This window comes from bacterium (genome assembly GCA_021158245.1).
Taxonomy (GTDB): domain Bacteria; phylum Zhuqueibacterota; class QNDG01; order QNDG01; family QNDG01; genus QNDG01.
This window is the reverse complement of record JAGGVB010000088.1, coordinates 1-11,850: the sequence shown is the minus strand read 5'-3', so window position 1 is coordinate 11,850 and position 11,850 is coordinate 1. Positions and strand designations below refer to the sequence as shown.

10 protein-coding genes and 1 tRNA gene are annotated in these 11,850 nt (G+C 38.7%); all 11 read right to left on the bottom strand.

The features are described 5' to 3' along the window. Positions 1-12: 12 nt before the first annotated feature. Positions 13-1,275, bottom strand: coding sequence for a trigger factor (gene tig, locus J7K93_05245; GenBank protein ID MCD6116397.1), 1,263 nt, complete (start codon positions 1,273-1,275; stop codon positions 13-15). A 31-nt stretch (positions 1,276-1,306) separates the two neighbouring features. Beyond that, positions 1,307-1,389: transfer RNA gene (locus J7K93_05240), tRNA-Leu, on the bottom strand. Between the two features lie 260 nt (positions 1,390-1,649). Next, positions 1,650-2,303, bottom strand: coding sequence for a TrkA family potassium uptake protein (locus J7K93_05235; protein MCD6116396.1), 654 nt, complete (start codon positions 2,301-2,303; stop codon positions 1,650-1,652). Between the two features lie 66 nt (positions 2,304-2,369). Further along, on the bottom strand, positions 2,370-3,749 hold the full coding sequence (locus J7K93_05230) for a hypothetical protein (GenBank protein ID MCD6116395.1): 1,380 nt from the start codon (positions 3,747-3,749) through the stop codon (positions 2,370-2,372). After that, positions 3,727-5,031 carry an HlyC/CorC family transporter gene (locus J7K93_05225; GenBank protein MCD6116394.1) on the bottom strand — a complete coding sequence of 435 codons (1,305 nt, stop codon included), beginning with the start codon at positions 5,029-5,031 and terminating at the stop codon, positions 3,727-3,729. The genes J7K93_05230 and J7K93_05225 overlap by 23 nt, the downstream gene beginning before the upstream one ends. Before the next feature lie 120 nt (positions 5,032-5,151). After that, entirely contained in the window at positions 5,152-5,598 is a 447-nt protein-coding gene (ybeY, locus tag J7K93_05220; protein ID MCD6116393.1) for an rRNA maturation RNase YbeY, read from the bottom strand. Continuing rightward, positions 5,588-7,870: an HDIG domain-containing protein gene (locus J7K93_05215; protein ID MCD6116392.1), complete on the bottom strand. Its 2,283-nt coding sequence runs from the start codon at positions 7,868-7,870 to the stop codon at positions 5,588-5,590. The genes ybeY and J7K93_05215 overlap by 11 nt, the downstream gene beginning before the upstream one ends. Then, positions 7,867-8,850, bottom strand: a complete 984-nt coding sequence (locus J7K93_05210; GenBank protein MCD6116391.1) for a PhoH family protein — start codon at positions 8,848-8,850, stop codon at positions 7,867-7,869. The genes J7K93_05215 and J7K93_05210 overlap by 4 nt, the downstream gene beginning before the upstream one ends. Positions 8,851-9,023: 173 nt before the next feature. Next, positions 9,024-9,881 (bottom strand): LysM peptidoglycan-binding domain-containing protein, encoded by an 858-nt coding sequence (locus tag J7K93_05205; GenBank protein MCD6116390.1) that lies wholly within the window; start codon positions 9,879-9,881, stop codon positions 9,024-9,026. A gap of 42 nt (positions 9,882-9,923) precedes the next feature. Then, positions 9,924-10,187, bottom strand: a complete 264-nt coding sequence (locus tag J7K93_05200) for a hypothetical protein (protein ID MCD6116389.1) — start codon at positions 10,185-10,187, stop codon at positions 9,924-9,926. Positions 10,188-10,312: 125 nt separating this feature from the next. Then, a partial coding sequence (gene aspS / locus J7K93_05195) for an aspartate--tRNA ligase (protein MCD6116388.1) occupies positions 10,313-11,850 on the bottom strand: 1,538 nt, incomplete at its 5' end.

The following is an 11,850-nucleotide window of genomic DNA, read 5'->3' as shown; positions in this document are numbered from 1 at the left end:
TTTAATGATTAACTACTTCTGCTTTTTCTGTTTTACTTCTTTAATCTTTGATTTACTCTTCAAAAAATCAATTACTTTGTTTACGAGAAGCTCTCTAACAACACGTTTGCGATTTGAGCTGTTTTTAATATATCTTCTGAATTTTTTTGCTTCTTCTTCAGATGTCTCTTCAATCTTCTTTGCATGCTCTTCCATATCTTCATCAGTGATTTCAATTGCTTCTTTTTCAGCTATCTTCTCATAAAGAATATCCCATTTAAGATTCCATTCAACAACCGGTTTATTGCTCTTTCTGAAATCATCCTCTGATATGTCTGTCTTTTCTTTTTGTTTGTAATCTTCCCATAAATTGTCAAGCCCTGCTTCAACAAGAGAAGGCGGGAGCTCAAAATCATTATGTTTGATAACTTCATCGATTATTCTTGTTTCAAGAGCTGATTCCGACCTGCTCTCATTTTCTTTTGTAAAAGTATCTCTTATGTGGGCCTTTAAAGCATCTATGTTGCCAAATGGGCCGAATTTCTTTACAAATTCATCATCCGGTTCAGGAAGTTTCTTTTCAAAAACAGCATCAACTGTTATGGAGAATTCCACTTTCTGCTGCTCTCCATCCTGTTTTGGCACAAGCAGGGAAAATCTCCGTTCATCTCCCTTTTTCACACCTTTAAGCTGATCCAATGAATCATTAATAATCGGCGGTTTTCCAAGTTCAAAAACCTGATCATCCCATTTTTTGCCGACAATCGGCATTCCGGACTCATCCACTTCCTGTACTGTCCCGCGTATAATAAATCCTTCCTGTGCAGCATCATCGGTTTCATTAATTGATGCAGCTTCTTCTCTCAGCTGCATTATCGTATTATCAACATCCTCATCAGTGACAGGAACAATATCCTTTTCAACCTTAAAGCCTGTATATTCATTTACATCTACTTCCGGCGTAACTTCAACTTCTGCCGAAAACTCCAGATCCCTGCCGTCATCATATTTAACATCTGTTATTTTCCCCGGAGCAACGATATCTATCTTGTTTTCAAGTATGGCTTTTTTAAAAAATTTATCAATGCAGTCATCAACAGCATCCGCTTTTAATGCTTCGCCAAAACGTTTTTCAATTAAAGATACAGGTACTTTGCCCTGCCTGAAGCCGTCTAACTTTGCTTTCTTTTGATACTCTTTAATTTTATCCTTTGTTTTGTTCTCTACTTCTCCGGAAGGAACCGTAACATCTAACTTTTTTTTCCATTCATTAACATCAGAAACAACAACTTTCACAGTTTTCTCCATTTGCATTTAAAAAATATCGTGCGAGAGGAGGGACTCGAACCCTCACGTCGAAACGACACTAGATCCTAAATCTAGCGCGTCTACCAGTTCCGCCACTCTCGCATAAGTAACGCTTAAGATACAATATTTTCAGCTAAAATCAAAAGTATTTTTAGTATTATGGCTATTTGAATAGTCCCGGTAAAATTTTTTCCTGAATACTATCCGGTAATTTACATTCGGGATATAGAGACATAAAAGATATAAAGGAATAGAGAAATAAAGGGTCGGGGGTGGACTATTCACTATTCCCTTTTTACTATAAAACTTTATAACTTTCAACTTGATAACTTTATGAACTAAACTATCACCCTGAAATATTTTCATTTAAGGTTTTTTATCTTTTCCAGATCTTCATCTCTCCCTATCATTACAAGAACATCACTGTCTTTTATTACATAATCAGCCATAGGTACAAGTACAACATTCTGGGGTACAAGCTCCTTAACAACAATCACCTGCACTCCGTACTTCCTTCTTAAATCAAGCTCTCCGAGAGACTTCCTTAAAAATGAAGCAGGCGGTGCAATCTCAAATATGCTGTATCCTTCAGCAAGAGGAATATGATCAAGAATATTCTCATGCACTAAAGTTCTTGCAGCCCTCTTTGCCATATCCCTTTCAGGGAAAATAACATCTGTAGCGCCAATCTTTTTCAGAATCTTTTCGTGCTCTTCAGACAGCGCTTTTGCAATAATATTCGGAATTTTAAGCTCCTTAAGATGGAGTGTAGTCAGGACACTTGATTCTATCTGGCCGAGGCTTACAACAACTCCGTCAAGTTCATCAAGGCCAAGTGTTTCCAAAACCGTCCGGTCAGTAGCGTCTGCAATAACCGCTTTGTTTACATAACGTTTTATTTTCTCTATTTTTTCTTCATCCAAATCAATTGTCATGATTTCTATACCCTGATTTACAAGTTCCAAAGAAAGAAAATATCCGAAACTTGAAAGGCCTATAATTGCAATACTTCTCACTTTTTACCTCCGAATCTGACTTTGCCAAGTAGTGAAGGGCAATTTATTTGAAATTTGCCGGAATTTTCACCCAACCATTATCTCGCCTTTTGCATACTTGTAGTTAACTCCATACTTCGGCCGTTCAAGAGCAACTGCAAGAGTAAGCGGGCCTAATCTCCCTATGAACATAAGCAAAATTATTAATATCCTCCCGATTTTTGTAAGCTCGGGAGTAATACCCATGGAAAGCCCCACTGTACCAAATGCTGAAATAGCTTCAAAAAAAAGGTTTATAAAATCCGGCCTGGTTGCACCCGGAGACTTACTCCAATCTTCGGAAAGAAGCAGGCCGTAAAAAATAAGGCCTATTATTAATACTGAACTCAGTACGATTGTAAAAGCCTTACTGGTCATCTGCGGCGATATTGTCCTGTTAAAAATATGAGGCTCATTACTGCCTCTCAATTTTGAAATGAACAGGTTAATGAAAATGCCCAAAGTAGTAACCTTTACACCGCCTCCGCACGACCCCGGAGCAGCTCCGATAAACATTAAAAACATTATTACAAACAATGCGCCGTTTGTTAAAGAACCTATATTCAGAGTATTAAAACCTGCTGTCCGGGCTGTAACAGACTGAAACATTGCAGTCATAAAGCGTATACCCGGACCAAGGCTTTTAAGGGAATGGCTGTACTCAACCCAGTAAATAAAAAATGTGCCTGTTACAATCAAAAAAAGAGATGTTGTTAATACGATCTTCGAATGGAAAGACAGGACATTTTTCCACGAACCAGGGCTGATGCCGAGCATTTTTTTAAGTTCAAGCAGCACAACAAAGCCGACACCGCCAAGAATAATAAGTACCATTATTGTACTGTTAATCCAGATGTCAGACCTGTATTGTATGAGGCTTGTCGAGTAAAGGCTGAACCCTGCATTACAAAATGCAGATACAGCATGAAATACTCCATGATAAATCGCTTTTTTTAACGGATAATATGAAAGCAATCTTACTGTAATTACTCCGGCTCCTATGGATTCCAACGTGAAAACAATAACCATAATTTTTACAATTAATCTTCCAATATTCTGAACAGGCGTGTGGATAAGGGTAGAACCTATAACATCCCTTTCCCGTAATGAGAGCCTTTTCCCGAGAAGATAAATAAAAAAAGTAGAAAACGTCATTATGCCGAGGCCGCCGAGCTGTATTAAAATCAGCACAACTATCTGTCCGAACATAGTAAACTCTCTGCCGATATCTACAACTGTAAGCCCTGTAACACAGGTCGCTGATACTGCTGTAAAAAGTGCATCAATAAAACTTAACCTGGTCCCCTTTACAGCCCAGGGTAATGAAAGAAGAATGGCTCCAACAATAATAATCACAAGAAAACTGAAGATTATCATATGTGTTGGTTTTGCAGTCTGCCCTATTCTATTGTTCTTCCTGCCTGCCACTTGTATTTTCCTTTTTCACTGTCACTTTAACCCGTTTGATCCGCTGCTTCTGAACTTTTTCTACTATCATCTCTACGTCTTTCCATATAACTTTCTCATCTTCAACAGGGATATGCCCCAAGTGGGCAAAAATAAAACCTCCGAGACTTTCATAACCCTCATCTGCAGGAATATCAAGATTTGTTTTATCATTCAGATCTTCTATGTCAATCTTACCTTCAACAACCCAGGTATTATCATCAACTTTACGGAGAAGGGGCTTTTCCATATCAAATTCGTCTCTTATCTCGCCTACAATCTCCTCAATTACATCCTCCATTGTCACAAGGCCTGCTATGCCGCCGTATTCATCAACAACAATTGCCATATGCATACGCTCTTTCTGGAATTCTTTTAACAGCTCGTCAATCCTTTTACTCTCCGGAATAAATAAGGCACGATGCAGCAAATTTTCTATCCTGGGCAGATTTCTCCCTGCTTTCATAAATGGAAGCAGGTCCTTTACGTACAAGAGGCCTTTAATATTATCAATATTCTCTTCATATACAGGTATTCGGGAATGCCCGTATTTTTTAATTATTGAAAGAACTTTTGTGATAGAAGTACTGATATCGAGACAAATCATATCCGTTCGGGGTATCATCACTTCTTTTGCCGTTGTTTCTCCAAACTCGAAAATAGAATGGATCATCTCCCTCTCTGCTATGTCAAGCGTACCCTTTTCAGTTCCTACGTCAATAAGAGCTTTAAGCTCTTCTTCGTTCATAAAGGGCATCTCCTTTTTTACTTTCAGAGATCGAAGAAGCACAGACATTACCCACTCAATTAAAACAGTAACCGGTGTGCCAGCTATCACAACGCCTTTAATCGGAAGAGAAACCTTATCGGCAAAACGTACCGGCTCCTTGACTGCAAATATTTTCGGTGAAACTTCACTGAACATTAAAAGGACAAAAGTCACAACTGCTATTTCAACAATAATACCCAGAGCACTTCCTGAGCCATTTCCAGGAATAACAGATGCAGAAAAAAAAGCTGCCGTTGTAGCGGCCCCTACATTAACAATAGTATTGCCGATCAATATTGTCATTAACAACCGCCGCGGCCTTTTAAGCAGCCATAAAATCCGGCTTTCCCCGCGTGATTGTTTTTTATCATCCTTAATTTTTGCTAACTCATCATCAGGGATTGAAAAAAACGCGGATTCCGAACCGGAAAAAAATGCAGACAACCCAACAAGAATTACAAAAACCGTTAAAAGCAGCCAAGAGTCTGTTTCCAAAATCCCAACTCCTCCTTTCATGCTTAATCAAAGATGTTCTTAATAAAGAAAAAATAGACATACTCACGTAAAAATCAAGCGAATTCATCTTTTTTATTAAAATGATAAATATATAATTTTTCAGATTAAACCTGATTTTTGCAGATAAAAATCTTCTTTATGCCTCATCTGTTCCCTTAAATCATCTGTGGAATCATCCCACCCTGCCAGATGAAGCATTCCGTGCACAACGAGTCTCATCACCTCGGTATTGAAAGCGCTTTTATAAATTTTTGACTGAATTTCAGCCTGCTCCACACTTATATAAATTTCACCCCGGATATTATCATCCTGTATAATCTCATCTTCATCCATTGAGAATGCTATTACATCCGTAGGCCTGTTTTTTTTTAAATAATTTCTGTTAAGTTGGGTTATTTTTTTATTATCACAAAAAATAATATTGATTTCACCGCTGCCCCTGTACTTTTCCGACTTTAAAATATCTTCTGCAGTACGTTTAATATCCCTGTTCTTAAGCGGGAAAGCATCTCTTACATTATCTAATATATAAATATTAATTCTCACTTATAGATAAATCCTTTGCTTTTCCCTTTGACAAATCCGGTGCAGACGGATATTCAAGCCTCGTATGATATATTCCTGCAAGAATCTTTAAAAATCCTTCTTTAATTCTTTCCAGATCCCTCAGAGTCAACGGCGATTCGTTCAGCTCCCCGTCACTGAATTTCTGGTCAACGATTTTTCCTACCAATCCCTTGAGCCTGCTGTGAGAAGGATCTTTTAGCGACCTTGAAGCAGCCTCTACAGAGTCAGCAAGCATCACTATTGCCGCCTCCTTTGTCTGGGGCCTCGGGCCGGAATAGCGGTAATCCTCTTCCGAAAGCCCTGCTTGATTTTCTTCTTTTGCCTTATTATAAAAATATGTCATCAGTGATGTACCCTGATGCTGTGCAATAATATCCTTAATTCTCTGAGGAAGTTTGTACTCCTCTGCAAGCTCAAGCCCTCTTTTCACATGATTGGCAAGTATCAATGCACTCATGCGTGTTGCAAGCTTTTCATGGGGATTCTTAACGCCTTTTTGATTTTCAATAAAATACTCTGATTTCTCTATTTTGCCCACGTCATGATAATATGACCCTACTCTTGCAAGAAGAGAATTTGCTTTGATTGCCTGGGCTGCAGCTTCGGCCAGATTTCCGACATTGATAGAATGGTAATAGGTGCCCGGAGCAGCAAGAGAAAGCCGTTTTAACAGCGGGTGGTTTAAATCTGATAATTCCAGAATTGAAAAATCAGTTGTAACTCCAAAGACCAACTCAATTAAAGGAAGAAGCCCGTATGCAACAACAGGTGTTATTAATCCTGTAAAAGCGCTGAACGGCAGCTGATGAAAAATTATCTTATAATGAATTGCCCTTAAAAAACTCATTGATATTATTGAAAAACCGTACGCTGCAATAAGATAAACTATTACAAGAACAAGCTGCCTTCTGTCCCTTACACGTTTTATTGTGATAACACCTACAATTCCAACAATAAAGGAGATTACGGTAAAATTAAATTCATTACCCCACAAACCTCCCACTAAAAGGCTCAACACAGCAGAGCTAATAAATCCCACATTCAGGCCGAATAGAGTTGTAAGAAGCATTGGGCCAAGTGCAGTCGGCACAAGATATTCAGACGCATTAAGGCTGTGAATAACAAAAGTCATAGTCGCCACAAGAAGGATAATCAAAGCAACAAGAACCATCAATTTCGTGTTTTTAAAAATCTCAGGTTTGTCAGATTTAAGAAACAGCCCGAAAATCATAATAATAGAAAAAACAAAAAACATTCTTCCGATAAAGGGCGTTACACTTTTTAAACCGCCTTCCTGTTTTCTCTTTTCTGCTGTTACAGTTGCAAGAGATACAAGTTTTTTTCGTATATCCACTGTTATACGTTCGTTTCTGTCAACAATTTTCTCATTCTGATATACAAATCCGCTGCTTCTCGGCACAGTTGCCCGTGCTTCCTGCATTCTTTCTTCATGGAGCTTTTTAAGATAAATAAGGTCAGGCCTGATAAAATAACTTGCCAGCTTGTATCCGGCCCGCGCCATTTCAATATCATTTGCATATATTGTAGTAAATCTTTCAGCAGCCTTGGGAAGCGCTTCAGATATATCATAATAATCCTGCAAAGGAAAAACTTTTTCCCTGCCTCCGGAAGCTATCATGATATTATGATCATTATTATCAATGCTATTTTTATCAACACTAAGCACTCCCACAGCAAGAACGTCTCTGACAATATTGATCACCATTTTCTGAAGTTTTTGTATGTCGCGTTTTTTGAATCCCCTGTCAACCTTAATAAACATTGACCACAGCTTGTCGCTTTTGGCACTTACAGGATACTTTTCTGAAATAGAATCAATTAAAACAGACACATCCATACGGCTTCGCTGATATTTAAATCTCGCAGAATAGATTTCAGAAAAAAAATCGTTGATTCTGTTTTTAATCTCTCCAAAATTGTTTTTCTTTAAAAAAACGGGGTAAACCTTTTCTACTGCTTTTTTAATATCATGATTATACTCATCTTCTGTTTTTAAAATCTCGAAGCTGAACGGAGCAACAATTCTTCTCGCTGATATGCTGCCCTCAACCATATCAGCAAACTGAGGTGTCTGTCCCTTGGGGAACATAAGGGTGATAAGCACAACAAGTATAATAAAAATAATATATCTTATGCTTTTATTGTAATGGCGGGTAGCAGCTTCTCTTTTTTCTTTTTTGAACTTTTTTAAAACTTTCATAAATCTTTTTACAGTTTTCAGATTTATCATGAAGAAGGCTCCTCCCCTTTGTTCTGCCCGTTATAATCCTCGTATGCTTTAATAATCTCTTTAACAAGACGATGACGGACAACATCCTCTTTTTTCAAAGATACAAATTTTATGCCTTCAATTCCCTGCAGAATTTCCTGAATCTGTACAAGCCCTGATACGGTTTTTACAGGCAGGTCAATCTGCGTTGTATCGCCGGTAACAACAGCCTGGGAATTTGCAGCAAGCCGGGTTAAAAACATCTTCATCTGCATAGGTGATGTATTCTGCGCCTCATCAAGAATAACAAAAGCGTTATTAAGTGTCCTGCCCCTCATGTACGCGAGAGGGATTATCTCAATTATTTTCTGATCAAGATATTTGTTTATTTTTTCCGAAGAAAGCATATCAAAAAGAGCATCTGTAAGCGGCCTGAGATACGGATCAACTTTATCCATTAAATCACCGGGCAGATACCCCAGGCTTTCTCCAGCTTCAATGGCAGGCCTGCACAATATTATACGTGCAATCTCCTGATTTTTAAGCTTTTGAAGCGCAGTTGCAACTGCAAGATAGGTCTTGCCTGTTCCTGCAGGTCCCTCTGCAAAAACAATATCATTATTCAGCATCGCTGAAAAGTATATTCGCTGCCCTGAAGTTTTCGGACGTATCACTCCTTTTTTCCCGTAAAAAATAACCGGAATATTTTCCATGCCGGATTCTTCAGGCGCATCCACGCCTTCCTGTCCGGCAATATTCAGGACAGTCAATACATCATTTCTGTCAATCGCCTGGTTTCTGCTCGCAAGATAAATCATCTCCTTAAAGACTCTTTTAAGAGCAGCTATATCTTCTGGGCCGGCCTGTATTGAGACTTTATCCCCTCTTGCAACAATCCGGGCATCAGGGAATGCCTCTTCAATAATAAGAAGGAATTCATCATGTGCACCAAACAGTTTTACAAGTTCTACATTCTGAAGAGGAACTATTTCCTTTTTCATCTTAAGCCTTATTAATCCTGAAATACAATCAAGATGTTTTTAATAAGATAAAAGAAAAAAAGCTCCCGTCACCTTCTTATAGCTGAAGGAGCCGAGAGCTTTTATGTATTAATAATATTAAATCATCATGAGGTCACAACCAGTTCCCTTATAAGGGGCAGTTGACCAAAAAGTTATTCACCCTTTGGAATTGTCAATACCTGATAAGGATAAATCAGATTGGCATCACCAATGATGTCTTTATTGGCCTCATAGATCTTTGTCCATTTTGTCGGATCATTAAATACTTTAGCACATCCGGCAATCTTTGACAAATACTCACCCTTTACAACAAGGTGTTCATCTCTTCCGACACCGCGGGCAATATTAAAAATCTGCTCCGGGTAAATAAGATCGGGATTTTTAATCTGATCTTTGTTAACCGTGTAAATTCTTATCCACTGGTAAGCATTGCCGTAGATATCATCTTTTTTGGCAATCTTCCAGAGATAGTCGCCATTTACAACAGTGTATTTATCATAAATGTTTTCGGGAATCTTTGCCTTTAAAGCTGCGAGTTTGCCGTCAAGATCAGCAAGTTTTGTTTCCATCTCTGTTAAGAGCCCAATTTTGCTGCCCTTTGCTTCTGCAATCTTTGCTTCAATGGCATCAACCTTGTCTCTGCTTCTGAATAACTCTTCAGGTGAAAGGGAAGCAAGACCGTCAATTTCACTGTCTATACTTTCCAGATCTGTTTTGTATGCTTCGTAACCAGCCTTATCCGTGCCGACCAAAGTATAAACAGAATTCCATTCATTGTCAATCTCGGTCTCAACGCCTGCAATCTGATTGTTCAAGTCTTCAATTACTTTGTTGAGGGAATCAATTTTCGCGGTTGCCACTGCTTCTCTCTTCTGCCACTCAGCTAATTGAACTTTGTACTCACCGGTCTTGATTTTTCTTGCATCCTGACTGAAAACAGGTGAGCTGAGTGCGAGAAGCAGAACAAAAATCAACGCGAGAACAGTAATAACATTACCATTTACTTTCATTCTCCAATCCTCCTTACTCAATAAAAGCCGTCTAACTCCGTTTTAGAGTTTAGACTGTACTTTACCCTTCTCTTCTTTTACTTTCTGCAGTTCCATCTGCTTCTCTGACAATTTTTTCTCAAGTGATGCTTTTTTCTGATCTGTATCTTGAGCAGTTTTCTCTGCTGACAAAGCAGCAGCTTTTGTCTCGTCTAGCGTCTTAAGCTGTTCGTCGTTGGCATACCGAGTACATCCAACAAGAACGAAAGAAGCAAGCACAACAACGGAAAAGAACGCAACGAAAACTTTCCTAACGCCTCTTAACATTCCCTACACCTCCTTTTTACTTTTACCATTTTGGTAGCTTAAATCGAATCAAATTAATTATAACAAATATTTCGTTTATTGTCAAGGGAAAATTAACTGCCATTATCTGCTTAATTTATATCTATTTACTCATTTTTGACGATAGAAATACCAAGCTCCTTCAATTGTTTATCATCAACTGCTGAAGGAGCACCGTCCATTAATGAAAAAGCGCTGGTAGTCTTTGGAAAAGGAATTACATTTCGTATTGATCCTTCTCCTGCAAGCATTGCAACCAATCTGTCGAATCCGAATGCTATTCCTCCGTGAGGCGGAGCTCCGTAAGTAAGTGCATCAACGAGGAATCCGAACTTATGTTTAATTGTATTCTCATCCATTCCAAGAGCACGGAAAAGTTTCTCCTGAACATCACTTCTGTAATTCCTTATGCTCCCGCCTGCGATTTCAGTTCCGTTAAGCACCAGGTCATACGCTCTTGCCATTACTTTTTCCGGCGCACTCTCCAGCTTCTCAACATCTTCTTCTTTCGGGGATGTAAAAGGATGGTGCATTGCAACAAGCCTCTTGTCTTCTTCATCAAATTCAAAAAGCGGGAAATCAACAACCCAGGTAAAAGCGAATTCATTCTCAGGAATGATTCCTATATCCCCTGCAATCTTTTTCCTAAGGCTTCCAAGAGAAACTCTGCACACCTGTTTTTCCGCTGCAATAATAAATACAACTCCTTTATCCCCTCCTCCGAAAGTCTTCCATATTGTAAGGAGGAGATCATTGCCGATGTGTTTTTTTATCGGCGAAACCAGCTCTCCGTCACGCATCTGTATTGTGATCAAACCCTTTGCACCGTATCTCCTGGCAAATGCTGTCAAATCATCTGTGCCTTTTCTTGATATACTATCCATATCAGGAGAATAAATACCTTTAACAGCTCCTCCGTTTTCAAGCACACTCGTAAATATGCTGAAATCAGAATCTTTAACTGTTTCAGAAAGATCGTGAAGTTTCATATCAAACCTGATATCCGGTGCATCAGACCCGTACATATCCATTGCAGAATTGTAAGACAGGCGCCGGAACGGAATTTCAAGGTCTATATCAAGCGTCTCTTTAAAAAGCCGCTTCATAAGTTTTTCTACAATTTCAATTATATCATCCTCTTCAATAAACGACATCTCAACATCTATCTGCGTGAATTCAGGCTGTCTGTCTGCTCTTAAATCTTCATCCCTGAAACAGCGGACTATCTGAAAATATCTGTCAAAAGAAGATATCATTAATATCTGTTTGTAAGTCTGGGGAGACTGAGGAAGCGCATAAAATTTACCGGGATGGTTCCTGCTTGGTACAAGATAATCCCGTGCGCCCTCAGGTGTGCTTTTCATGAGAAACGGAGTCTCTATTTCAAGAAAATCATTTTCATCAAAAAATCTTCTTACAATTTGTGCGGCTTTGTGCCTTAATATAATGTTCTTCTGCATCTGCGGACGTCTTAAGTCAAGATATCGGAATGTAAGTTTAAGCTCCTCTGTGGCATCAACTTCATCACTTATCAGAAAAGGAAGGGGTTTTGAAGGATTAAATATTATCAAGTCATCTGCATAAACTTCTATTTCTCCTGTATCCATGGATTTGTTAATCATGTTTTCCGGCCTTAATGATACCT

What these genes read in the sequence shown, in the direction of transcription:
- J7K93_05205 (MCD6116390.1), bottom strand. Translation starts at nt 9,881, where the DNA reads ATGAAAGTAAATGGTAATGTTATTACTGTTCTCGCGTTGATTTTTGTT.
- J7K93_05210 (MCD6116391.1), bottom strand. Translation starts at nt 8,850, where the DNA reads ATGAAAAAGGAAATAGTTCCTCTTCAGAATGTAGAACTTGTAAAACTG.
- J7K93_05215 (MCD6116392.1), bottom strand. Translation starts at nt 7,870, where the DNA reads ATGATAAATCTGAAAACTGTAAAAAGATTTATGAAAGTTTTAAAAAAG.
- J7K93_05200 (MCD6116389.1), bottom strand. Translation starts at nt 10,187, where the DNA reads ATGTTAAGAGGCGTTAGGAAAGTTTTCGTTGCGTTCTTTTCCGTTGTT.